The organism is Achromobacter sp. 46006 (assembly GCF_059761975.1).
In genome coordinates this window covers 29,523-52,369 of the sequence record NZ_JCBANN010000021.1, presented here as the reverse complement: position 1 = coordinate 52,369, position 22,847 = coordinate 29,523, and the positions used below count along the sequence as shown (strand labels likewise).

The window sequence follows — 22,847 nt, the reverse complement described above, 5'->3', positions numbered from 1 at the left end:
CATCGGCCGGCGGCGCAAGCTGCGGGCAACCCCGCGCGATCGGAAGGCAAGCCTCGCGGCTTATTTCTTGATCAGGCCGAAGCTGTCGGCCAATTCGGCGTACTTCTTGACCTGATCCTTCACGTAGGCGTCCAGGTCCGGGCCGGTCTTGTTGAAGGGGAACAGGCCCTGCTGTTCGCGCAACTTGGCGAATTCGGGCGCGGCGGCGACACGGTTGAAGGCGTCGACCCAGAACTGGTAATCGGCGTCCGACACCTTGGGACCAACGTAGAACCCGCGGATGATGGGCCAGACAATGTCGTAGCCCTGCTCTTTCGCGGTCGGCACGGTGCCCAGCTTGCCCGGCAGGCGCTGGTCGTTGAACACCGCCAGCACGCGGATGGGGGCGCCGCCCTCGAGCATGGTGAAGGCCTCGGCCGCATCGCCCATGTAGGCCTGGATATGGCCGCCGCGCAGCGCCGTCACGGCCTCGCCGCCGCCTTCGAAGGCCACGAAGCGCATCTTCTTGAAGTCGACGCCGGCCGCCTTGGCGGTCAGCGCGGCCTTCATCCAATCCTGGCTGCCGACGGTGCCGCCGGCGCCCAGCACGATCTTGGTCGGATCCTGCTTGAAGGCTTCCATCAGGCCCTTCAGATCGGTGTACGGCGAATCATTGCGCACCACGGCCACGCCATAGTCGGTGCCGATGGCGGCCAGCCAGCGCACGTCATCGACGTTGTATTTGCCGAACTTGCCCTGCGCCAGGTTCAGCAGCGATCCGCCCGAGAACGCGACGATGGTGCCGGGCTCGTTGGGATGCTGCGCAACGATGTTGTTGTAGGCCACTGCGCCGATGCCGCCGGGCATGTAGACGATGCGCATGGCGCTCTTGAGCGCCCCGCTCTGCTTCAGTCCCTCGGTGGCCAGGCGGCAGGTCAGGTCAAAGCCGCCGCCGGGCTGGGCCGGCGCGATGCATTCAGGCCGGCGCGGCTCGTCGGCGGCATGGGCGGCGCCCACGGACAGGGTGATCGCGCCGAGCGCCGCGACGGCGGCCAGGCGCAGCTTGAAGCTGGTCTGCATTCTTGCGTCTCCGAATTTATAGGTCTGGGCATGGCTGGCGATCAGGGGGTACGCCGCCCGATCACGGTCCAGCGGATGCAACCGTACAAAATTGAAGCTTTCCAAACCCTTTCAAAAATCGCCATTTTCTTGATGCAACGCAGCATTCGAGGGAGGCTCCAGGGAAAACACCAGCGCGGCGCGCAGGCCGGGCAGCGGCGCGCGGTTTTCCAGCACGAGCCGCGCGCCCAGCAGTTCGGCAATGGTGCCGACGATGGCCAGCCCGAGGCCGGCGCCCGGCTTGTTCTTGCCGGCGGCGCCGCGGCGAAAGCGGATGCCGGCCCGGGCGATGTCCTCCACCGACATGCCCGGGCCACTGTCCTCCACTGCCAGCCGGGCCTGACCGCCACCAGCCTGCACCACCACGGTGACCACGCCCCCGGGCGCGGTATAGCGGATGGCGTTGTCGACCAGATTGCTGACCGCTTCGCGCAGCAGCCAGTCGACGCCCGCAACCAGCACTGGGGAGTCACCGGCATCCAGGCCAATGTCGATCTGCCGCGCGCGGGCGGTGGGCAGCAGGGCGCGGATGACGCCATGGGCCAGCCCGGCCAGGTCGACCGGTTCGGCCGCCAGTCCGCCTTCGGCCAGTGAAGCGTCTTTAGCGCGCGCCAGGGCCAACATCTGGTTGGTGGTGCGTACCGCCCTGTCCAACCCCTCCTGCATCGCCAGAAGGGCTGTACGGACCTCCTGGGGGCATGTTTCGCGCAAGGCATAGGCGGTCTGGGTCCGCAACACCGACAGTGGCGTACGCAATTGGTGCGAGGCGTCGTCCAGGAACTGGCTCTGGACCCTCGCCTGAGCCGCGTAGCGGGCCATGTGGAGGTTTACGGCCGCCACCAGGGGTAGGACCTCCCCTGGCATCTCGGACGCGCTGACGGGGCTTAAATCGTCCGCAGAACGCCTTTCCACTTCCTGGCGCAGGCGTTCGAGGGGCCGCAGGGCCATAAAGACCCCCAGAACGATCACCAGGACGCTGATCAGGATCACGGCCAGGTCGCGCTCGACCGAGCGCAGCAACACCTGGTGCAGGAAGGCCTGGCGGCTTTCCAGGCCTTCGGCGACCTGGACAATAACCCGTCCCCCTTTGTTTGCATAGAGCGGCGGATCCATGGCGCGGGCCAGGGCCGCAACCCGCACCGGCGCGCCCAGATAGGTGGCGTAGAAAAACTGCGGTTCGCCCGAAACCAGCGGCTGGGTCGGCATGGGTAGTCCAGGGTGGCCGATCTCGGCCAGCCCGTCCTCGGTGGCCACCCGGTAGAAAACGCTGCCATTGGCCGTCAGCTCGAAGAATTCCAGCATCAGGTACGGCTGCTCCATGGCTAATCCACCGCTGGCTGTGGATATGTTGTGGTCGATCGCGCGCAGCGCGCCAGCGAGCGACCGGTCATAGGCAATGTCGACCTGGTTTCGCAGTTGGTGGTTGGACAGCCACAGGGCGCCCATCATCACCAATACCAACGTCGGGATCAGCCACCAGAGCAACTGCGTTTTCAGGGTGCGGTTGCGGGTTTTTTTCCTGGAAACCGGGGCTTTTTCCGGAAAACTAGTTGTCAACAGCGTTCTCCAGGCAGTAGCCCATGCCCCGCATGGTGATGATCTGCACGCCGGTGTCCGCCAATTTCTTGCGCAAGCGATGCACCAGCACCTCGATAGCCTCGAGGTTGATGTCGGCATCGTCGGTCACGATGCGGTCGAGGATCTGTTGCTTGTTGATGGGTTCGCCGCTTTTCTGGATCAACACCCGCAGTACTGCGTGTTCACGTGGGGATAACTGCAAAGTCTGTCCTGAAACAGTGAATTTCTGCGCGGCGGTGTCAAAAACCAGGTTTCCCAGAGCCAGCCGGGGATGTTCGCGGCCACGGCTGCGGCGCACCAAGGCCATCAGGCGCGCTTCCAACTCTTCCACAACAAACGGTTTCGGCAGAAAGTCGTCGGCGCCTTCATGAAGCGTCCCGATTTTTTCGGCCAGTGAATCGCGCGCGGTCAGGACCAGCACCGGCGTACGGTCGTCTCGCGCGCGGATCTTCGCCAGCAAGGTATGGCCGTCCATGCCGGGAAGTCCCAGGTCAAGGATGACCGCATCGAATTCTTCGACCGCCAACCTTCGTTCGGCGATCAATCCGTCATCAGCCCATTCGACAACGAAGCCCGCATGCCGGGCCAGGCTTCTCGAAAGCCAGCGAGCAAGTTCGGCTTCGTCTTCTATCAGGAGGATGCGCATGGACGGAGTCCGGGGGGGTGTGGCTGGGAGGTAGGAGAAAGCATGTTTGTCTTTTCCCTGTATTTCTCTTTATATAAAGACTAATGATTAATAAGGCCTGTGGATAACTACCTTAACCTTGAAAACCTGTTTTTTTTCATCGACTTGCGGCCGTTTTTGGCTGTGCAAGAACTCTGTGTGGGAAAAGAGCCGAAGTTGGACAAGATTTCGGACCCTGCCCAAAAGCCCGGCTTGTTCAACTTGCCTCCACACAATGTGCACAACCTGTCGCCTTAGGAGTTATCCACAGCCCGTTCTTGCCAAACCGGGGTCGGCAGCGGCCCTTTTACCGCGAAAAATCGATACTTGCCTACCCTCGTTTTCGCCGTTTCCGGAGGCCTTAGAGGGGCCTGGAGGCGCCGTGGCAATCGCGCATGCGGGGGGGAGGCGTCTTCGCCTGGTTGACGCCCGGCTGAACAAAAAGTGAGCAGGTTTCCGCCGTAGAATCCGCCCATGGCACGACAACTCAGAATCAAGAAACCGGCCTGGGCAACCTGGCTGAGAGGCCGTTTGCTGGCCGACAATTTGCCCGCGACGCTGTGCGCGGCCGCCCTGATGGGACTGGCCGGCGCCCTGGCAACCGTGATTTTTCGGGAACTGCTGGGCTGGATCCAGATGCTGCTCGGTGGCGCCGATTCGCCGCACGGCATGGTTTCCCTGGCGCGAGGCCTGGCGCCCTGGGAGCGATTCCTGCTGCCGGCCGCCGGGGGCGCGATCGCCGGGCTGATCCTGCAGCTCGCCGCCAGCCGTCTGCCGCCACGTGGCGCCGCCGACTATATGGAAGCCATTGCCATCGGGCGCGGCGTGATCGGTTTCCGCCAGACCGTGGCACGCAGCATTTCTTCTTTGTTTTCAATTGGTTCGGGTGCTTCCATCGGGCGCGAGGGGCCGATGGTGCAGTTGGCGGCGATGTTCTCGTCGCTGTCAGGCCGTTACCTGGTGCTGCCGCCGCGGCATCTGCGATTGTTGGTGGCCTGTGGCGCGACCGCGGGGATCACCGCGGCCTACAACGCGCCGATCGCCGGCGCCCTGTTCATTTCCGAGATCGTCTATGGCGCGATCTCCTCGGCGACATTGGTGCCGCTGGTGGTGTCGTCGGTGGTGGCCAATATCGTGACGCGCCAGATCCTGCACTATGACGCGGTCTTCCACATGCCGCCGTTCGATTTCGTATCGGGCTGGGAGGTCGCCAATTACCTGGGGCTGGGGCTGATCGCGGGGATGGTGGCGCCGCAATTCCTGCGCTTTCTCGATGCGTCCAAGGCGCTGTTCCGGCGCCTGTCGCTGCCGTTGTGGACCAAGATGGCGATTGGCGGCCTGGTGGTCGGCGCGCTGTCGGTGTTCAAGCCCGAGGTCTGGGGCAATGGCTACAGCGTGGTCAACAGCATGCTGCATTCGGAATGGGCCTGGCAGGCGGTGGCGGCGATCCTGTTGTTCAAGATCGTGGCCACCGGCGCCAGCGTGGGATCGGGCGCGATTGGCGGGGTATTCACGCCCACGCTGTTCGTGGGCGCGGCGGTCGGCGCCTTGTATGGTTCCGGCCTGCATGCGTTGTTCCCGGCCGGCGACCTGTCGGCGGTGTCGAGCTATGCGGTCGTGGGCATGGGGGCGCTACTGGCGGCGACGACGCACGCGCCGCTGATGTCGATATTGATGATCTTCGAGATGACGTTGAGCTACGAGGTGATGCTGCCGTTGATGCTGGCGTGCATTACCGGATTCGTGATTGCGCAGCGCATCCGGCCCGAGTCCGTCTATGCGAAATCTCTGGCCAGCAATCGTATCGCGCGCGAGGCGCTGAAGGCGGCTCCGGTGTTGCCGCAGGGTAAGCCAAAAGGCGGCTGAATTGCGGATTTCTGTCGAAAACAGTCGTAAAAATAGGTATGAGCAAAAGCTCATATATTTTTGAAAGAAATATCTGAAGGCGCGTTAAGAGGGCAGGCCAAGAGCGGCGAATTCAATCAGTCCAGGCGGGAAAGATCGGCCTTTGACCAAGACGGTTGCGCTGCGCGGAAAGGCTGGGTCGGAAGTGTCAGGTAATTGTGGCACTACTTCCCGATGCAGAAGCTCGAAAATATCTCCCCCAGCAGGTCGTCGCTAGTGAATTTTCCGGTGATGCTAGACAGGCTGTCATGCGCCAGCCGTAGCTCCTCGGCGAACAGGTCGAGCACGCGGTCGTCCTGTTCGGCGTGTCCGGCCGCCAGCGCCAGGTGATCGGCGGCTTCCTGCAGCGCGTGCAGGTGACGTTCGCGCGCCAGCCAGGGGGATTCGGCGCCCGGGTTCCAGCCCGCGATCCGCAACAGTTCGGCGCGCAGCGCGTCCAGGCCGGCGCCGCGCTTGGCGGAAATGCCGAGTTCGCCGGGGCGGGCGGCAAACTTTGTGGATAACAGGTCCACCTTGTTGAAAACCTTCAGCACCGGCGTTCGCGGCGGCAGGCGCGCGGTGATCTGCGCGTCGAGTTCGTCGCCCGGCTGAGTGGCATCCTGCAGGTGCAGGATGACGTCGGCGCGTTCGATCTCCTGCCAACTGCGGGCGATGCCGATGCTTTCCACCGTGTCTTCGGTTTCGCGCAGGCCGGCGGTGTCGACGATATGCAATGGCACCCCATCGATGTGGATTTGCTGCACCACTTTGTCGCGCGTGGTGCCGGCGATCGGGGTGACGATGGCGACGTCGTCGCCGGCCAGCGCGTTCAACAGGCTGGATTTGCCCACGTTGGGTTGCCCGGCCAGCACGACGTGCAGGCCCTCGCGCAGGATCACGCCCTGTCTTGCCTGAGCGATAAGCTGGTCGAGATCGCCGGCCAGCTTTTCCAGCGTGGGCCGCGCCTGATACTTTTCGAGGAAGTCGATTTCCTCTTCGGGGAAATCGAGTGTGGCCTCGACCAGCATGCGTAGATGGACGATGCGGTCGGACAGGTCATTGACGCGCGCCGAGAATTCACCCGACAACGAAGCCATGGCGCCGCGCGCGGCGGCCACCGAGGATGCTTCGATCAGGTCGGCGACGGCCTCGGCCTGTGCCAGGTCCATGCGGTCATTGAGAAACGCGCGGCGGGTGAATTCACCCGGTTCGGCCAGGCGCAGGCCGAGGTCGCGGCCCGCCGCCAGGCAACTGTCGAGCACGCGGCGCAGCACCGCGGGGCCGCCATGGCCCTGCAGTTCGAGTACGTCTTCGCCGGTGTAGGAATGCGGCCCCTTGAAATACAGCGCGATGCCTTCGTCCAGCAATTCTCCGTCGGCCGATTTGAATGGCAGATAGTGCGCGTGGCGCGGCGTGAGACCGCGCTGGAACAGGCGGCGCACCAATTCGGACAGGTCTGCACCAGAAACGCGCACCACGCCGATGCCCCCTCTTCCGGGGGCGGTTGCAATGGCGGCGATGGGGGCGTGGGCGGACATATCGGGGACAACGCGAGGCTAGGACAATAGGGGAATATAACTGTTGCGCGGGGCCTTGTTTGCTGGTTAAGGTGCGCCAGAGGTTTAGAACCTGAAACATCCCTGGGAGATCATGATGGCATCTCGGTTTTCGCGTGTATTGGCCTGTGGCTCGGTGGCCGTCCTGCTGGCCTTTGGCACCCTCAATTCGGCGCTGGCGCGCGATCTGGTGATCGGGCTCAAGACCGAACCATCATCGATGGATCCGCAGTATCACGCGCTGACCCCGAATACCCAGATCTCCCAGACCATCTTCGATCCGCTGGTCGCCACCGACGCGCAGCTCAAACCGGTGCCGGCGCTGGCCGAATCCTGGACCGTCGACGGCAAGGTATGGACCTTCAAGCTGCGGCCCGGGGTCAAGTTCTCGGATGGCTCGCCCTTCACCGCTGAAGACGTGGTCTTTACCTATGATCGCGTGCCGAAGGTGCCGAACAGCCCGTCGCCATTCACGCTGTACCTGGGCGCGGTGGCCAAGACCGAAGCGGTGGATCCGCTGACGCTGCGCATCACCACCAAGGACGTGGCGCCCAATCTGTTGGTGAATCTGGCGCAATTGCCCATCATGTCGAAGAAGGCCGCGTCCGGCCCCGCCGCCGAGGGCAAGACCACCACTGAACTGAACAGCGGCGATGGACTGGTCGGAACCGGTCCGTACAAATTCGTATCATGGAAGCGCGGCGCCGAATTCGTCCTGGCGCGCAATGAAAACTACTGGGGCAAGAAGCCGGCCTGGGACAAGGTCATCTACCGCCCGATCAGCAATGCCGCGGCGCGCGTGGCGGCCCTGCTGGCCGGCGACGTCGACATGATCGAGGATCCCCCGACCGACGACTTGCCCAAGCTCAAGGCCGACAAGAAGCTGTTTGTCGAAGAGACGCCCTCGGTGCGCGTGATATACGTGGCGCTGGACCAGTATGCGGAGCCGTCGCCTGGCATCCAGGGCACTGACAAGAACCCGTTGAAGGACAAGCGCGTGCGCGAGGCGCTGTCGCTGGCGATCAACCGCGACGCGCTGGTCGAGCGGGTGATGGGCGGCGTGGCCCTGCCCGCCGGCAACCTGCTGCCCTACCCCATGTTCGGATCGAGCAAGGAACATTCCAAGGCGCCCAAGGCCGACGTGGAAAAGGCCAAGGCCTTGCTGAAGGAAGCCGGCTATCCCAACGGCTTTTCGATCACGCTGGGGTCGCCGTCGGGCCGCTACGTCAATGATTCCAAGGTGGCGCAGGCCATTGCCTCGATGTGGACGCGGGTGGGCGTGAAAACCAGCGTCGATGCCCTGGCGCCCCCGGTGTTCTTCAAGAGCCGCGACAGCTATGCCTTCTCGGCCTACCTGGCGGGATGGTCCGTGACCAGCGGCGAAATGTCGAACGCCCTGACCTCGCTGCTGGTGACGCGCAATCCTGAAGCCGGCCTGGGCACCACCAATCGCAGCCGCTATTCCAACCCGAAGATGGATGAGCTGGTCAAGCAGGCCTCCTCCACCATGGACGACACCAAGCGTGCCGAGCTGTTGTCCAAGGCCAGCAACCTGGCCATGGACGACTATGCGATGCTGCCGGTGCATTTCGAGCTGTCGGTGTGGGCGATGAAGAACGATATCCGCTACCAGGGTCGTCCCGACCAGGTCACGCTGGCGCAGTTTGCGACGCTGAAGAAGTAATGCGCGCAGCGGGCGGTATGACGTGCTAGCGACAATCGTACGAAGGCTGCTGCAAACCATCGTCGTCATGCTGGTGATGTCGGCGCTGGTCTTCGCCGGCATCTACATGATCGGCGATCCGGTGTCGATGCTGGCCAGTCCGGAAGCCACCGAGGCCCAGCGCGCCGCGATCCGCGCGTCGCTGGGCCTGGATCTGCCGCTGTGGCGGCAATACCTGATCTTCATGGGCCAGGCGGTGCGCGGCGACTTCGGCAACAGCTTCCTGACCGGCGAACCGGCCATGCGCCTGATCCTGGAGCGCATGCCTGCCACCGTCGAACTGGCCAGCGTGGCCATGCTGCTGTCGGTGTTGATCGGCGTGCCATTGGGCATCCTGGCCGGGCTCAAGCCCAAGGCGGTCGGCTCGCGCGCCATCATGACCGGATCGGTGCTGGGGTTCTCGCTGCCCAATTTCTGGGTTGGCCTGATGCTCATCATGGTGTTCGCGGTGATGCTGGGCTGGGTGCCGGCCGGCGGCCGTGGCGACACCGTCAGCATCGGCTCGCTGCAGTTGAGCGTGTTGACCCTGGACGGCTGGCTGAGCCTGGCCCTGCCGGCCGCCACCATCGCCTTTGCCAAGTGCGCCATGATCATCCGCGTGACGCGCGCCGCCACGCGCGAAGCCCTGCCAATGGACTACATCAAGTTCGCGCGCGCCAAGGGGCTGTCGGAAAAGCGCGTGCTGGGCGTGCACCTGCTCAAGAACATCCTGATCCCCGTGGTGACGGTGGCGGGCCTGGAGTTCGGCCAGGTGATGGCCTTCGCGGTGGTGACCGAGACGGTGTTCTCGTGGCCCGGCATGGGCAAGCTGCTGATCGATTCCATCATCAACCTGGACCGGCCGGTGGTGGTGGCCTATCTGCTGCTGATCGTGTTCTTCCTTGTGATGCTGAACCTCGTGGTGGACATCATCTATACGGTGCTGGATCCCCGCGTACGCCTGGATAGCCGTCGATGAATTCGCCCGCGACCACCACCGTGCCGACCGGCGCGGCCAAGGAACAGACTCCGTGGCGCCGTTTCCTGGGCGATTTCTTCGCCAGCAAGCTGGCCACGCTGGGCCTGGTGATGCTGGTGCTTATCGTCGGCGCGGCATTGCTGGCGCCGTGGATCGCGCCCCAGAATCCGTATGACCTGGCGACGCTGGACATCATGGATTCCAAGCTCAAGCCCGGCAGCGAAAGCGGCGACGGCAGCATGCATTACTGGCTGGGCACCGACGGCCAGGCGCGCGACCTGTTTTCGGCAATTCTCTACGGTATGCGCACCAGCCTGCTGGTGGCTACCGTGTCGGTGCTGGCGGCTTTCGGCATCGGCGCCACGGTGGGGCTGATCGCGGCGTATTTCGGCGGGCGCATCGACGCGCTGCTGATGCGCATTGTGGATATCCAGTTGTCGTTCCCGGCGATCCTGGTGGCATTGATGCTGCTGGCCATATTGGGCAAGGGTGTGGACAAGGTGATCATCGCGCTGATCGTGGTGCAGTGGGCCTATTTCGCCCGCGCGGCGCGCGGCGCCGCGTTGGTCGAGCGCGGCAAGGAATACGTCGAGGCGGCGCGCTGCATGTCGCTGTCCTGGGGGCGGGTATTGTTCCGCCATGTGCTGCCCAACTGCATGCCGCCGCTGATCGTGATCGCCACCATCGACCTGGCGCACGCCATTGCGCTGGAGGCCACGCTGTCGTTCCTGGGCGTGGGCGTGCCGGTAACCGAACCGTCGCTGGGCATGCTGATCTACAACGGCTTCGAGTACCTGCTGTCGGGCCAGTACTGGATTTCGTTCTTTCCTGGCATCGCGCTGGCGCTGGCCATCATCGCCATCAACCTGGTGGGCGACCACTTGCGCGATGTGCTCAACCCGCGCCACGCGAATTGAGGGCGGACGCGATGCAGACACACGTTGTGGATAAACCGCCGGTGCTCGATGTGCGCGGCCTGAAAACGCACTTCTTCACGCGCAACGGCGTGGTCAAGGCGGTGGACGGGGTCGACCTGGCGCTGGCCGAGGGCGAGATCCTGGGACTGGTGGGCGAATCCGGCTCGGGCAAGAGCATCACCGGTTTCTCGCTGATGGGCCTGCTGGATGAACCGGGGCGCATCGTCGAAGGCGAACTGCGCCTGAACGGCGAAGACCTGCGCGGCGCTTCGCCGGCGCGCTGGCGGCAATTGCGCGGCCAGGAGATTGCCATGATCTTCCAGGACCCCATGATGACGCTGAACCCGGTGCTGCGCGTCGATACGCAGATGATCGAGGCGGTGCGGGCGCACCACAAGGTGTCGCGCGAACAGGCGCGCGAGCGCGCCTTGCAGACACTGACGATGGTCGGCATTCCGTCGCCGCAGGAGCGGCTGCGCGCGTATCCGCACCAGTTGTCCGGCGGCATGCGGCAACGCGTGGCGATCGCCATTGCTCTGCTGAATTCGCCGCGCGTCATCATCGCCGACGAGCCCACCACGGCGCTGGACGTGACCATCCAGGGGCAGATCCTGTTCGAAGTGCAGAAGCTGTGCCGCGAGACCGGCACCGGCCTGGTGTGGATCACGCACGACCTGGCGGTGGTGGCCGGGCTGGCCGATCGCGTATCCGTGATGTACGCCGGCCGCGTGGTCGAGACCGGCAGCACGCGCGACGTCATCAGCCATCCGATGCATCCGTACACGCACGGCCTGATCGCCTCGATTCCCACCCCGGAATCGCGCGGCCGGCCGCTGGTGCCGATTCCCGGCATGACGCCGTCGCTGCTCAATCTGCCGCAGGGCTGCGCTTTCCGTGGACGCTGTCCACGCGCCAGCGAGGCCTGTACGGCCGAACCGCAGCCCGTGGAAGTGCGTCCGTCGCAATGGGTGCGTTGCTGGCATGCCGGCGCCCCGGAGGTCCAATGAGCACTTCGGATCACGCCACCGCCCCCATCCTGTCGCTGCGCGGTGTGGAGCTGCGCTTCACGCAACACGTGGACCTGGCCGGCCGCATCGCCAACCTGCTCGGCGCGGGTTTGAAGACCCAGGTGGTGCACGCCGTGGCCGGCGTGGACCTGGACGTGCAACCGGGCGAGGTCATTGGCATTGTCGGGGAATCGGGTTGCGGCAAGTCGACGCTGGGGCGTGTCGTGTCGGGCATCTTGCCGCCCACGGCGGGCGAGGTGCACTACCAGGGACAGGCGGTCAATAGCCTGGCGGCGCCACAGCGTCGCGCCTATGAGCTGGGCGTGCAGATGATCTTCCAGGATCCGTATGCATCGCTCAACCCGCGCATGCGGGTGCGCGAGATCATCGGCGAGGCGCCGGTGGCGCATGGGCTGATCGGGGCGCGCGACAAGAGCGAATACGTGGCCGGCCTGATGCGCCAGGTAGGGCTCGATCCGGCCTTCGCGCAGCGATATCCGCACCAGTTCTCGGGCGGCCAGCGCCAGCGCATCGGCATCGCGCGGGCGCTGGCGCTCAAACCCTCGGTGATCGTCTGCGACGAGGCCGTGGCGGCGCTGGACGTGTCGATCCAGGCGCAGGTGCTGAACCTGTTCGAAAAGCTGCGCGATGACCTTGACCTGACCTACCTTTTCATCAGCCACAACCTGAGCGTGGTCAGCCATATCTCGGATCGCGTCGCCATCATGTACCTGGGCCGCGTGGTCGAGCTGGCGCCGACCGACGCGGTGTTCCAGCGCGCCAACCATCCGTATACGCAGGCGCTGCTCAAGGAACTGCCGACGCTGACGCCGGGGCGCCGCAGCTACCAGCCGATCAAGGGCGAATTGCCCTCGCCACTGGACCCGCCGGGCGGCTGCGCGTTCCACCCGCGTTGTCCACAGGCCATGGCGCGCTGCAAGACCGAACGGCCGCTGTTGCGCGAGGTCGCGCCAATGCAGTTCAGCGCCTGTCACCTGAACGACGCGGCCTAGCCATAATCCGTAACAACGCTGGACGCAACCGGCGACGGGCGCGAGAATTTGCCGATAAGCCGTCATACGACATCCGTTCTCTTCGTTGCGTCCCGCTCTTTTCGCCCTATTTCCTTCCGTCTATCCACCGCCATGAAAACCCTAGCCGAAATCGAACGCGCCCACGGTGAGCTGACCGAACTGCGCCGCGACATCCACGCCCATCCCGAACTGGCCTTCCAGGAAACGCGCACCTCCAACCTGGTGGCCGAGCGCCTGCGGCAATGGGGCCTGGAAGTCCACACGGGGCTGGGGAAAACCGGCGTGGTCGGTATCCTGCGCGCTGGCAGCGGCGGCAAGACCATCGGCCTGCGCGCCGACATGGATGCGCTGCCCATGCCCGAGCACAATCGCTTCGCGCACAAGTCCACCATCAGCGGCCGCATGCACGGCTGCGGCCACGACGGCCACACCGCGATGCTGCTGGGCGCGGCGCAATACCTGTCCACGCATCGCGATTTCGACGGCACCGTGGTGTTCATCTTCCAGCCGGCCGAGGAAGGCGGCAACGCCGGCGCGCGCGCCATGATGCAGGACGGCCTGTTCGACAAATTTCCCTGTGACGCGGTGTTCGGCATCCACAACATGCCTGGCATGCCGGTCAATCAGTTCGGCTTTCGGTCGGGGCCGACCATGGCGTCGAGCAACCGCTGGGATATCGTCATCAAGGGCGTGGGCGGCCATGCCGCGCAACCGCATGCGTCGGTCGATCCGATCATCGTCGCGGCCGACATGGTGCACGCCTTGCAGACTGTGATCTCGCGCAGCAAGAATCCGCTGGAACAGGCCGTGCTGTCGATCACGCAGATCCATGCCGGCGACGCCTACAACGTGATTCCCGGCGAGGCGGTGCTGCGCGGCACGGTGCGCACCTATTCGGTCGAGGTGCTCGACAAGATCGAGGAAGACATGCGCCGTATCGCCACCACGCTGCCGCAGGTGTACGGCGGCACCGGCACGCTGGATTTCGTGCGCGCCTACCCGCCGCTGGTGAACTGGGACAAGGAAACCGCGTTTGCCGCGCAGGTGGCCGAGGACACGTTCGGGGCCGAGAACGTGGTGCGCGACATGCCGCCCTTCATGGGCGCAGAGGACTTTTCGTTCTTCCTGGAGGCCCTGCCGGGCGCCTACCTGTTCCTGGGCAATGGCGATGGCGACCACCGCATGGAGACGTATCACGGCATGGGCCCCTGCCAGTTGCACAACCCCAACTACGACTTCAACGACGCGCTGTTGCCGGTGGGCGCGACCTACTGGGTCAAACTGGTCGAGGCTTATCTGCCGGCGCGGAAATAGCGGCATTCCGGCCGCCAGAGCGACAACCAGCCGCCCGCCTGTGCCCGGGCGGCTTTTTTCTATATGACGCCAGGCTTTGTTCAAACGCCCAGAACTTCGTTTGAGATAGGCAGCGCGCTTTTCATAATTGGTCATTCCTGATCCATCCGCGCCCGGGCTGGCTGGCCCGCGGCCTATCCTCGAGGAATGCCATGCAACTGTCTTCCGACCTGCGCGAACGGCTGATTCGCACCGCCAGCGGTGCCGGCGTGGCATTGGCGCTGGCGCTGGTGGCCCTGGCCTCGCCCACCCCTGCCTTGGCTGCGGGCGCCGCCGCCAGCCACGGCGTGGCGCTGGCGCCGCACGCGGCCGGTGCATTGGACTGTCTCGCATCCCTCCACGGTTGAGCCGCATCCGTGCCGACCTGTGGATATTCCGGTATCCCTAAAATAGTCCGGTACGCATCCACTGCGCCCCCGCATCCGCCGGCTGTGGCGCGGGTGCGCCTACCGGACCCGACATGCTGGCGACCTCTTCGATAGACCTGATTGGCAATACCCCCCTGATTACCCTGACCCGCGTGCATGACGGCCCCGGCCGCATCTTGGCCAAGGCAGAATTCCTGCAACCGGGCGGCAGCGTCAAGGATCGCGCCGCCAAGGCCATCCTGCTGGCCGCGCGCGCCGATGGCCGGCTGGCGCCCGGCATGCCGGTGGTTGAGATGACCAGCGGCAACATGGGGGCGGGCCTGGCCGTGGCCTGCGCCGCGCTGGGGCATCCGCTGGTGGTCACCATGTCGGTGGGCAACAGCCCCGCCCGCGCCCGCATGCTGGAAGGCCTGGGCGCCGAGGTGGTGCTGGTGCCGCAGGTCGATGGCGCCCCCGGGCAGGTCACTGGCGCCGACGTCGAGGCGGCGGCCCGGGTGGCCGCCGCGCTGGCGCGCGAACGCGGCGGTTTCTACGTCGACCAGTTCAATGCTGTTGAATGCATCGCCGCGCACGAAACCGGCACCGGCCGCGAAATCCTGCAACAGCTCGGCGCCCCGGTGGACGGCTGGGTCGCGGCCGTCGGTACCGGCTGCACCTTCATGGGCGTGGCGCGCGCGCTCAAGGCGGCGAGCGCCGCGACCGTTTGTGCGGCGGTCGAGCCACTGGGCTGCGAAGTGCTGGCGGGAACGCCGGTGACCAAGGCGCGCCACTTGATCCAGGGCACCAGCTACGGCGCCGTGCCGCCGCATTGGGATCCGACCCTGATGGACCTGAGTATCGCGGTGACCGACGACGAGGCGCAGCAATGGCGCCGGCGGCTGGCCGTGCGCGAAGGGCTGTACGTAGGCTATTCCGCTGCTGCCAACGTGTGCGCGGCGGCCAAGCTGTTGGGCTCGGGTCGGCTGCCTGCGGATGCGACGGTGGTCACGGTGCTGTGCGATACGGGCCTGAAGTACTAGAAAGCGGGTTTTCCACAGCTTTCGCGGAAAACGCTATCCACACGCCTGTGGAATTCCTGTGGATTGCCTGTGAATTGGCTGTGGACGAATGGGGATAACTTTTTTCGACCTAGTTGTGGAAAAGTCGCCCGCGGCGGTTTTCGGAGCAAAAAGCGGGCGAAACAAGCAGGTTTGGGCAGAAAACCAGCCATACACGCGGCCAAAAAATAGCAGCAGAAAGAAAACGGGCGGCCCCGTGGGGCCGCCCGATGTGCGCCGCGCGGCGCCTGCCGTGCGCGAATGTCGTGGCTACAGCTTCAGTCCCAGCGCCTTGGCCACGCCGGCCGCGTAGGCCGGATCGGCCTTGCGGAAGTGCTCAAGCTGGCGGCGCTGGATTTCCTCGGGCACGCCGGCCATGTGGCGGCCGATGTTGCCGAACAGCAGTTCCTGCTGCGCCGGCGTCATCAGGCGGAACAAGGCGCCCGGCTGCGAGTAGTAGTCGTCATCGACGCGGTGGTTCCAGCGCGCGGCGGCCTGGCCGTCCAGGGGCAGCGGCGGTTCGCCGGCCGACGGGGTTTCCTTCCATTCGCCGGCGCTGTTGGGCTCGTAGTTGAGCGTGCCGCCGGCATTGCCGTCCACGCGCGCCGCGCCGTCGCGGTGATAGCTGTGGAACGGGCAGCGCGGGGCGTTCACCGGGATCTGGTGATGGTTGATGCCCAGGCGGTAGCGGTGCGTGTCACCGTAGGAGAACAAGCGGCCCTGCAGCATCTTGTCCGGCGAGAAGTCGATGCCCGGTACCACGTTGGCGGGCGTGAAGGCGGCCTGTTCGACCTCGGCGAAGTAGTTCTCCGGGTTCTTGTTCAGTTCCAGCACGCCCACTTCGATCAGCGGGTAATCGCCGTGCGGCCACACCTTGGTCAGATCGAACGGATTGATGTGATAGGTCTCGGCTTCGGCCGCGGGCATGATCTGCACCTTCAGCGTCCACTTCGGGAAGTTGCCCTGCTCGATGTTGTCGAACAGGTCGCGCTGCGAACTCTCGCGATCGTGGGCCACGACCTGCGCGGCTTCCTCGTCGGTCAGACAGGCGATGCCCTGCTGCGACTTGAAGTGGAATTTCACGTAGAAGCGTTCGCCTTCGGCATTGACGAAGCTGAAGGTGTGCGAGCCGAAGCCGTGCTGCTGGCGCAGGTTGGCGGGAATGCCGCGGTCGCTCATCAGGATGGTGACCTGGTGCAGCGATTCGGGGCTGAGCGACCAGAAATCCCAGGCCGCGGTGGCGCTGCGCAGGTTGGTCTTGGGATCGCGCTTCTGGGTGTGGATGAAGTCCGGGAACTTGAGCGGGTCGCGGATGAAGAACACCGGGGTGTTGTTGCCGACCAGGTCCCAGTTGCCTTCGTCGGTGTAGAACTTGATGGCGAAGCCGCGCACGTCGCGTTCGGCGTCGGCGGCGCCGCGTTCGCCAGCCACGGTCGAAAACCGCAGGAACAGCGGAGTCTGCTTGCCGACCTTGGAGAAGATGCTGGCGCGGGTGTACTTGGTGATGTCGTGGGTGACGGTGAAGGTGCCATAAGCGCCCGAACCCTTGGCGTGCACCACCCGCTCCGGGATGCGTTCACGGTCGAAATGGGCGAGCTTTTCTATCAGCCAGAAGTCCTGCAACAGCGCCGGGCCGCGCGGGCCGGCGGTCAGCGTGTTGTTGTTGTCGGCCACCGGGGCGCCCGAGGCGGTGGTCAGATGCTTCTTGTCGGTCATGGCACACACTCCCTACGAAATTCCTGGAATGCGCGGCACCGGGGCCGCGCAACGTGATCGGATACCGCCCCGGGACATTGCCGGCCGGGGTATATCTCCGACACATCATAGGGGTCAATGCTTGTAGTGTGAAGTTGATTGATCTTTCCAATTTAATTGAAAATAACTATCGATGGCGCGACTTGGCGCGCATCGCCGCCAAACCTGCGTACAACCGGGACAAAAAAAACCGGCCCCCAGGGGCCGGTTCTTCATGGCGCGAGCGGTAATCAGCGGTTGGCCGCGGCTTCCGTCTTGCGCTGCATGGCGCGGGTGATGGACCACTGCTGCGCGATCGACAAGGTGTTGTTGACGCACCAGTAGAGCACCAGGCCGGCCGGGAAGAAGAACATCATCCCGCCGAACACCAGCGGCATGATCATCATGACCTTGGCCTGGACGGGGTCCGGCGGCGTCGGGTTCAGCTTGATCTGCAGGAACATGGTGGCCATCATGATGGCGGGCAGAATGAAGTACGGATCGCGGATCGACAGGTCGTGCACCCACAGGATCCACGGCGCGCCGCGCATTTCAACGCTGGCCAGCAGCACCCAGTACAGCGAGATGAACACCGGGATCTGCACCACCATCGGCAGGCAGCCGCCCAGCGGGTTGATCTTCTCGGTGCGGTACATCTCCATCATGGCCGCGTTGAGCTTCTGCTTGTCGTCGCCGTACTTTTCCTTCAGGGCCTGCAGGCGCGGGGCCACCTGCTTCATGCGGGCCATGGAGCGGTAGCTGGCAGCGGCCAGGGGGTAGAACAGCGCCTTGATCAGCACGGTCAGGGCGACGATGGTCCAGCCCCAGTTGCCCAGGATGGAGTGCAGCCAGGTCATCAGCTTGAACAGCGGCTTGGCGATGATGGTCAGCCAGCCGTAGTCCACCACCAGTTCGAGGCCGGGGGCGAGCGCGGCCATGGCCTTTTGGTCTTGCGGACCGACCCACAGGTGCGAATCGACGCGGGCGGCGGCGCCCGGGGCGATCTCGCCCACGGCTTCGATGGTGCGGGCGGCGTACAGGTTCTTCTGCACCTCCAGCACTTCGTTGTTGCGCGGCTTGCCTTGCGGCGGCACCCAGGCGGTGGCGAAGTAGTGCTGCACCACGGCGATCCAGCCGTTGTCGGCCTGCTTGATGTAGTTGGCCTTCTTCTTCTCGATGTCGGCGAAGGTCATCTTCTGGAACTTGTCCTGTTCCGAGTAGACGGCGATGCCGGTGAAGGTGTGATAGAAGCTGGAGGTGTCGGCCGGGTCGTTGCCGTCGCGCTCGAGCTGCAGGTACAGCGCGGGCGTCACGGGAGCGGAGCCGACGTTGGCCAGATCGTGGCGCACGTCGATGTCGTAGCGGCCGCGATGCAGGGTGAAGGTCTTGGTGACCTTGACGCCGCCCGATTCCGCTTCGAAGGTCACCACCAGGCTGTCGCCGGTCATCTGGCGCTCGGTCGAGACGACGCGGAACGGCGTCAGGTGGGTCGGGAAGTTCTGGCCGTTGGCGGCGCCGACCACGCCGGTCTGGGCGACGTAGTTCAGGCCGGCGGAGCGATCGAGCAGCACAGTGGGCTTGTCGGGCTGGCCGGTGGCCGGGTACTTCAGCAGCTCGGCGCGCACCAATTGGGCGCCCAGCGTGTCGAAGGTCAGGCGCAGCACGTCGGTGGTGACGACCACCTCTTCGGAGCGCGTCGGCGCCGGCGTGGCGGCGCCCGGCACCGTGGACGGCGCGGCCGCGGCGCTGGCGGCCGGGGCAGTGGGCACCGAGGGCGTCGCGTTGTTCGCGGCGGCCGGCGTGCCGTTGGCGTTCGCGCTGGCCGTGGGCGTGGGGCCCCCGAACAACGACGGTTTGCCGTTATGGATCTGCCAGTTGTTCCAAAGGAGCAACAGCGAGAAGGAGAAAATCATCCAGAGGACGGTTCGTCGGATATCCATGGTGCCTACTGAAGTGAATACGGGCCAGCAAAGCCCGCCAGTTTAGCGTCAATCATGCTCGGTGCGGTGGCCATGGGAACAGCAGGCACCGCCATTGGTTCCCTTGGACGGCGGAACCGGGTCCCAGCCGCCGGGCGACCAGGGGTGGCAGCGGCCGATGCGCCTCAGCATCAGCCAGAAGCCGCGCCAGGGGCCGTGGCGTTCAATGGCTTCGATCGCATAGGCCGAGCAAGTCGGGGTGAAGCGGCACTGCCGGCCGATCCAGGGGCTCAGGAAAAACCTGTAGAACCGGATCGGGGCAATGAGAATTGCGGCCCCCACGGAACGCCCGCGTCGCGGGCGGCCAGCCTGCCGGGGGCCGGGCGCGCTCATCGCGCGATCCGCTCGAAGTGAGCGTCCGCTTCGGCCCGGGCCGCCTGTTTCAGGGCGGTGAGCGTGGCGGGTGTCACTTTGCTGTGCAGCCGCACGACGTAGTCTTTCGCCGGCAGCCCAAGCCGCCGGTGACGGAACGCCTCGCGGATGACCCGCTTGATGGCGTTGCGCGTGGTGGCGTGGGCGGCGAAGCGCTTGGCGATCACCAGGCCCAGGCGGGCACAGGCGTCCTGGCCGGAAGGCAGATCGTTGGAAGCGGCGCTCACAACGAAAAACGCCCCTCGGGCAAGACGCCGGCCTTTGAGGGCGGCGGCGAACTCGGAGGGGCGATGCAGCCGCGCCTCCGGCGGAAGCGTGGCGCGCGGCATGGACTGCGGGTCAGGCGTGGGTCTGGCGTCTGCGCGACGGCAAGACTTAGACGGCCAGACGCTTGCGGCCCTTGGCGCGGCGGGCGTTCAGGATGGCGCGGCCAGCGCGGGTCTTCATGCGCACGCGGAAACCATGGGTGCGCTTGCGGCGGGTAACGGAAGGTTGGTAGGTGCGTTTCATGGACGATCCACAAAAAGAACAAAAGTCAGAAGGGACCTGCCCGGAGGGTTCCTGGTCGCAAATCCGGTAGCGGGTATCTAGTAAGCGTTTCGCTGCGAATCCGTATGTGACATTGACATGCACATGCGGATTCACTGGCAAAGACAGGCTTGTAGACGGGGCTCTGGTCCGGGTAATCCCCGGGCGACCTATTCAGCAAGGCACAGTGCCGGGGACGGGGTAAGTGTAACCATTACCCTATTACCCGTGCGAATCTGGGCCTTCTGCGAAACCTTCTGACAGACAGAATTCGGAAAAGCCCACCATTTCAGCAAGTTTTCCCTGTCTTGTCAAACAGTTAAGGGGCGGCACTGTGCAGGCTCATGCCCTACCCTGTGGATAACCCGTGCCCAGGCAAGGTAGAATCGAGGTTTGAATAAGAGCGACATGAAAGAATTCTGGCAGACCTGCGTCAGTCGTCTTGAGCAGGAACTCCCCCCCCAACAAATCAGCGCGTGGATACGACCGCTGGTCCCGCTTGCGTATGACGAAACGCAGGCGGTGCTGCGCGTTGCCGCCCCCAACCGGTTCAAGCTGGACTGGGTGCGCAAGAACTTCTCCCACCAGATCGAAGCGTTGGCCGCGGAGTGGTTCGAGCGTCCGGTACAGGTCCTGTTCGAATTGCCCACGCAAGGCACCACCCCGCGCATGCCGGTGGCGCCGGTGCGCGCGCAGCCGCCCGTGCCGACCGCGCCATCGGCCGCCGCGCCCCTGGGCGGGGCGCCGCCACCTGGCATGCCGGCGCAGCAGCCCGCCGCCCCCGCACCCGTCGCGACCACCGCGGCGGCCGCGGCCGTGAACGCGGACGCCGCCAACATCGTGTACGAGCGCTCGCGCCTGAACACCGACCTGACGTTCGAGAACTTCGTGACGGGCAAGGCCAACCAGTTGGCGCGCGCCGCCGCGCTGCAGGTGGCCGAGAATCCGGGCACCTCGTACAACCCGCTGTTCCTGTACGGCGGCGTGGGCCTGGGCAAGACCCACCTGATCCACGCCATCGGCAACGCCATGGTGGCGGCGGGCACCGGGGTGCGCGTGCGCTACGTGCACGCCGACCAATACGTGTCCGACGTGGTCAAGGCCTACCAGCGCAAGGCGTTCGATGACTTCAAGCGCTACTACCATTCGCTCGACCTGCTGCTGATCGACGATATCCAGTTCTTCTCCGGCAAGAACCGCACGCAGGAAGAATTCTTCTATGCGTTCGAGGCGATGGTGGCGCAGCGCAAGCAGATCATCATCACCAGCGATACCTATCCGAAGGAACTGTCGGGCATCGACAGCCGCCTGATCTCGCGCTTCGATTCCGGCCTGACGGTCGCGATCGAGCCGCCCGAACTCGAGATGCGCGTGGCGATCCTGCTGCGCAAGGCGGAGTCCGAAGGCGTGCCGATGCCCGAGGAAGTGGCGTTCTTCATCGCCAAGCACCTGCGCAGCAACGTGCGCGAGCTCGAAGGCGCGTTGCGCAAGGTGCTGGCCTATGCCCGCTTCCATGGCCGCGACGTGCTCACCGTGGACGTCTGCAAGGAAGCCCTGAAGGATCTGCTGTCCGTGTCCAACGGCCAGATCACCGTCGAGAACATCCAGAAGACGGTGGCGGATTTCTACAAGATCAAGGTGGCCGACATGTATTCGAAACGCCGGCCGGCCAATATCGCTTTGCCGCGCCAGGTCGCCATGTACCTGGCCAAGGAGCTGACCCAGAAAAGCCTGCCGGAAATCGGCGATCTGTTCGGTGGCCGTGACCACACCACCGTATTGCATGCCGTACGCAAGATTTCCGACGCCCGCGCCAAGCAAGCGGAGCTCAACCATACCCTGCACGTGTTGGAACAAACTCTAAAAGGATGACCATGCAACTCGTACAAACCACACGCGATGCATTGCTGAAACCGCTGTCGACCGTGGCGGGCATCGTCGAAAGACGCCATACCCTGCCCATCCTGGCGAACATCCTGATGCGCAAGGAAGGCAACAAGGTTGCTTTCATTGCGACCGACCTGGAAGTGCAGATCACCACGCATGCCGACTTCGGCGTGGGTCACGACAACGAGTCCACCACGGTCGCGGCGCGCAAGCTGCTGGACATCCTGAAGGCCCTGCCGGACACCGGCGACGTGCGCCTGGCGCTGGCCAGCAACAAGCTGTCGGTGCAGTCGGCCAAGAGCCGCTTCGCGCTGCAGACGCTGGCCGCCAGCGAATTCCCCACCGTGGCCCAGCCCGAGCAGTGGGACGTGTCGCTGACCATGCCGCAGCGCACGCTGCGCCACCTGTTCAACATGGTGCACTTCGCCATGGCGCAACAGGACATCCGCTACTACCTGAACGGCATGCTGCTGGTGTTCGAGCCGGGCCGCGTGCGCGCGGTCGCCACCGACGGCCACCGCCTGGCGCATTGCTCCACCGAGGCCGACGGCATCAGCGAACGCCATGAAGTCATCGTGCCGCGCAAGACCGTGCTGGAAATGCAGCGCCTGCTGGAAGATTCCGACGAGCCCGTCTCGATCGACGTGGCGCCGGGCCAGATCCGTTTCCGCTTCGGCGACGTCGAGCTGGTGTCCAAGCTGGTCGAAGGCAAGTTCCCCGACTTCACCCGTGTCATCCCGACCAACTACACGCGCCACTTCCTGGTGAACCGCGAAGCCCTGCAGGGCAGCCTGCAGCGCGCCGCCATCCTGACCACCGACAAGTTCAAGGGCGTGCGCCTGCAACTGGCGCAGAACCAGATGAAGATCTCTTCTTCCAACGCCGAGCAGGAAGAGGCGCAGGAAGAAATCGACATCGACTACGGCCACGAGCCGCTGGACGTGGGCTTCAACGTCGGCTACCTGCTCGACGTGCTGTCCAACGTCAAGGTGGACAACATCCAGTGGTCGGTCATGCCCGATGCCAACGCGTCGGCGCTCATCACCCTGCCCGAAGACGACCAGTTCAAGTACGTCGTCATGCCCATGCGGATCTGAGTCCGCGCCACTGTGGGTTTGTGCCGCCCGCGGGCCCGATGGCCCGCCGGCGGTCCGGCCGCCAGGCCGTTCT

Annotated in this window: 20 protein-coding genes; 11 read left to right on the top strand and 9 right to left on the bottom strand. The window is 64.8% G+C overall.

Annotated elements, in window-relative coordinates; all coding sequences use genetic code 11:
* Positions 1-60 precede the first annotated feature (60 nt).
* The 3 genes from AC6LKG_RS12800 to AC6LKG_RS12790 form a co-directional block, all read right to left on the bottom strand.
* Complete coding sequence (locus tag AC6LKG_RS12800; RefSeq protein ID WP_498164878.1) at positions 61-1,059, bottom strand: Bug family tripartite tricarboxylate transporter substrate binding protein; 999 nt, start codon at positions 1,057-1,059, stop codon at positions 61-63.
* 111 nt (positions 1,060-1,170) lie between these two features.
* Positions 1,171-2,547 (bottom strand): sensor histidine kinase, encoded by a 1,377-nt coding sequence (locus AC6LKG_RS12795; RefSeq protein ID WP_498164906.1) that lies wholly within the window; start codon positions 2,545-2,547, stop codon positions 1,171-1,173.
* Between the two features lie 97 nt (positions 2,548-2,644).
* Positions 2,645-3,322, bottom strand: coding sequence for a response regulator (locus tag AC6LKG_RS12790; RefSeq protein WP_498164876.1), 678 nt, complete (start codon positions 3,320-3,322; stop codon positions 2,645-2,647).
* A gap of 492 nt (positions 3,323-3,814) precedes the next feature.
* On the opposite strand from AC6LKG_RS12790, the gene AC6LKG_RS12785 reads away from it, so the two are divergent.
* Complete coding sequence (locus AC6LKG_RS12785) at positions 3,815-5,206, top strand: ClcB-like voltage-gated chloride channel protein (RefSeq protein WP_498164875.1); 1,392 nt, start codon at positions 3,815-3,817, stop codon at positions 5,204-5,206.
* 203 nt (positions 5,207-5,409) lie between these two features.
* Here the strand turns inward: AC6LKG_RS12785 and mnmE are convergent, their stop codons facing one another.
* Positions 5,410-6,762, bottom strand: coding sequence for a tRNA uridine-5-carboxymethylaminomethyl(34) synthesis GTPase MnmE (gene mnmE, locus AC6LKG_RS12780; RefSeq protein ID WP_498164873.1), 1,353 nt, complete (start codon positions 6,760-6,762; stop codon positions 5,410-5,412).
* A gap of 115 nt (positions 6,763-6,877) precedes the next feature.
* Here mnmE and AC6LKG_RS12775 point away from each other — a divergent pair, with 115 nt between their 5' ends.
* The 8 genes from AC6LKG_RS12775 (at position 6,878) to AC6LKG_RS12740 (ending at position 15,159) form a co-directional block, all read left to right on the top strand.
* Entirely contained in the window at positions 6,878-8,464 is a 1,587-nt protein-coding gene (locus AC6LKG_RS12775) for an ABC transporter substrate-binding protein (protein WP_498164871.1), read from the top strand.
* A 22-nt stretch (positions 8,465-8,486) separates the two neighbouring features.
* Complete coding sequence (locus AC6LKG_RS12770) at positions 8,487-9,461, top strand: ABC transporter permease (RefSeq protein ID WP_498164870.1); 975 nt, start codon at positions 8,487-8,489, stop codon at positions 9,459-9,461.
* The gene (locus AC6LKG_RS12765) at positions 9,458-10,378 is read left to right on the top strand and encodes an ABC transporter permease (protein ID WP_498164869.1); all 921 of its coding nucleotides are present in this window, start codon (positions 9,458-9,460) and stop codon (positions 10,376-10,378) included. Before AC6LKG_RS12770 ends, AC6LKG_RS12765 begins: the two co-directional genes overlap by 4 nt.
* Positions 10,379-10,389: 11 nt before the next feature.
* Positions 10,390-11,385, top strand: coding sequence for an ABC transporter ATP-binding protein (locus AC6LKG_RS12760; RefSeq protein WP_498164867.1), 996 nt, complete (start codon positions 10,390-10,392; stop codon positions 11,383-11,385).
* A complete protein-coding gene (locus AC6LKG_RS12755; RefSeq protein WP_498164866.1) occupies positions 11,382-12,398 on the top strand; it encodes an ABC transporter ATP-binding protein in 1,017 nt (338 codons plus the stop codon). Before AC6LKG_RS12760 ends, AC6LKG_RS12755 begins: the two co-directional genes overlap by 4 nt.
* 132 nt (positions 12,399-12,530) lie before the next feature.
* A complete protein-coding gene (locus tag AC6LKG_RS12750; RefSeq protein ID WP_498164865.1) occupies positions 12,531-13,733 on the top strand; it encodes a M20 aminoacylase family protein in 1,203 nt (400 codons plus the stop codon).
* Between the two features lie 191 nt (positions 13,734-13,924).
* Complete coding sequence (locus AC6LKG_RS12745) at positions 13,925-14,119, top strand: hypothetical protein (RefSeq protein ID WP_498164864.1); 195 nt, start codon at positions 13,925-13,927, stop codon at positions 14,117-14,119.
* A 113-nt stretch (positions 14,120-14,232) separates the two neighbouring features.
* Positions 14,233-15,159 (top strand): PLP-dependent cysteine synthase family protein, encoded by a 927-nt coding sequence (locus AC6LKG_RS12740; protein WP_498164862.1) that lies wholly within the window; start codon positions 14,233-14,235, stop codon positions 15,157-15,159.
* Positions 15,160-15,447: 288 nt separating this feature from the next.
* Here the strand turns inward: AC6LKG_RS12740 and AC6LKG_RS12735 are convergent, their stop codons facing one another.
* The 5 genes from AC6LKG_RS12735 to rpmH all read right to left on the bottom strand — a co-directional run bounded on the left by AC6LKG_RS12735 (position 15,448) and on the right by rpmH (position 19,772).
* Positions 15,448-16,893: a catalase gene (locus tag AC6LKG_RS12735; RefSeq protein WP_020925775.1), complete on the bottom strand. Its 1,446-nt coding sequence runs from the start codon at positions 16,891-16,893 to the stop codon at positions 15,448-15,450.
* Positions 16,894-17,162: 269 nt separating this feature from the next.
* Positions 17,163-18,851, bottom strand: coding sequence for a membrane protein insertase YidC (gene yidC, locus AC6LKG_RS12730; RefSeq protein WP_498164860.1), 1,689 nt, complete (start codon positions 18,849-18,851; stop codon positions 17,163-17,165).
* Positions 18,852-18,899: 48 nt separating this feature from the next.
* A complete protein-coding gene (yidD, locus tag AC6LKG_RS12725) occupies positions 18,900-19,223 on the bottom strand; it encodes a membrane protein insertion efficiency factor YidD (protein ID WP_498164859.1) in 324 nt (107 codons plus the stop codon).
* Positions 19,220-19,591, bottom strand: a complete 372-nt coding sequence (locus tag AC6LKG_RS12720; RefSeq protein ID WP_498164857.1) for a ribonuclease P protein component — start codon at positions 19,589-19,591, stop codon at positions 19,220-19,222. The genes yidD and AC6LKG_RS12720 overlap by 4 nt, the downstream gene beginning before the upstream one ends.
* 46 nt (positions 19,592-19,637) lie before the next feature.
* Positions 19,638-19,772 (bottom strand): 50S ribosomal protein L34, encoded by a 135-nt coding sequence (gene rpmH, locus AC6LKG_RS12715; RefSeq protein WP_003816025.1) that lies wholly within the window; start codon positions 19,770-19,772, stop codon positions 19,638-19,640.
* 426 nt (positions 19,773-20,198) lie between these two features.
* On the opposite strand from rpmH, the gene dnaA reads away from it, so the two are divergent.
* Positions 20,199-21,662: a chromosomal replication initiator protein DnaA gene (gene dnaA, locus AC6LKG_RS12710; protein WP_498164856.1), complete on the top strand. Its 1,464-nt coding sequence runs from the start codon at positions 20,199-20,201 to the stop codon at positions 21,660-21,662.
* 2 nt (positions 21,663-21,664) lie between these two features.
* Positions 21,665-22,774, top strand: a complete 1,110-nt coding sequence (gene dnaN / locus AC6LKG_RS12705) for a DNA polymerase III subunit beta (RefSeq protein ID WP_049077351.1) — start codon at positions 21,665-21,667, stop codon at positions 22,772-22,774.
* The last annotated feature ends 73 nt before the right edge of the window (positions 22,775-22,847 follow it).

Excerpts from the sequence above, each read along its gene's own strand:
- AC6LKG_RS12800 (WP_498164878.1), bottom strand. The coding sequence starts at position 1,059 with ATGCAGACCAGCTTCAAGCTGCGCCTGGCCGCCGTCGCGGCGCTCGGC.
- AC6LKG_RS12795 (WP_498164906.1), bottom strand. The coding sequence starts at position 2,547 with ATGATGGGCGCCCTGTGGCTGTCCAACCACCAACTGCGAAACCAGGTC.
- AC6LKG_RS12790 (WP_498164876.1), bottom strand. The coding sequence starts at position 3,322 with ATGCGCATCCTCCTGATAGAAGACGAAGCCGAACTTGCTCGCTGGCTT.
- AC6LKG_RS12785 (WP_498164875.1), top strand. The coding sequence starts at position 3,815 with ATGGCACGACAACTCAGAATCAAGAAACCGGCCTGGGCAACCTGGCTG.
- mnmE (WP_498164873.1), bottom strand. The coding sequence starts at position 6,762 with ATGTCCGCCCACGCCCCCATCGCCGCCATTGCAACCGCCCCCGGAAGA.
- AC6LKG_RS12775 (WP_498164871.1), top strand. The coding sequence starts at position 6,878 with ATGGCATCTCGGTTTTCGCGTGTATTGGCCTGTGGCTCGGTGGCCGTC.
- AC6LKG_RS12765 (WP_498164869.1), top strand. The coding sequence starts at position 9,458 with ATGAATTCGCCCGCGACCACCACCGTGCCGACCGGCGCGGCCAAGGAA.
- AC6LKG_RS12760 (WP_498164867.1), top strand. The coding sequence starts at position 10,390 with ATGCAGACACACGTTGTGGATAAACCGCCGGTGCTCGATGTGCGCGGC.
- AC6LKG_RS12755 (WP_498164866.1), top strand. The coding sequence starts at position 11,382 with ATGAGCACTTCGGATCACGCCACCGCCCCCATCCTGTCGCTGCGCGGT.
- AC6LKG_RS12750 (WP_498164865.1), top strand. The coding sequence starts at position 12,531 with ATGAAAACCCTAGCCGAAATCGAACGCGCCCACGGTGAGCTGACCGAA.
- AC6LKG_RS12745 (WP_498164864.1), top strand. The coding sequence starts at position 13,925 with ATGCAACTGTCTTCCGACCTGCGCGAACGGCTGATTCGCACCGCCAGC.
- AC6LKG_RS12740 (WP_498164862.1), top strand. The coding sequence starts at position 14,233 with ATGCTGGCGACCTCTTCGATAGACCTGATTGGCAATACCCCCCTGATT.
- AC6LKG_RS12735 (WP_020925775.1), bottom strand. The coding sequence starts at position 16,893 with ATGACCGACAAGAAGCATCTGACCACCGCCTCGGGCGCCCCGGTGGCC.
- yidC (WP_498164860.1), bottom strand. The coding sequence starts at position 18,851 with ATGGATATCCGACGAACCGTCCTCTGGATGATTTTCTCCTTCTCGCTG.
- yidD (WP_498164859.1), bottom strand. The coding sequence starts at position 19,223 with ATGAGCGCGCCCGGCCCCCGGCAGGCTGGCCGCCCGCGACGCGGGCGT.
- AC6LKG_RS12720 (WP_498164857.1), bottom strand. The coding sequence starts at position 19,591 with ATGCCGCGCGCCACGCTTCCGCCGGAGGCGCGGCTGCATCGCCCCTCC.
- rpmH (WP_003816025.1), bottom strand. The coding sequence starts at position 19,772 with ATGAAACGCACCTACCAACCTTCCGTTACCCGCCGCAAGCGCACCCAT.
- dnaA (WP_498164856.1), top strand. The coding sequence starts at position 20,199 with ATGAAAGAATTCTGGCAGACCTGCGTCAGTCGTCTTGAGCAGGAACTC.
- dnaN (WP_049077351.1), top strand. The coding sequence starts at position 21,665 with ATGCAACTCGTACAAACCACACGCGATGCATTGCTGAAACCGCTGTCG.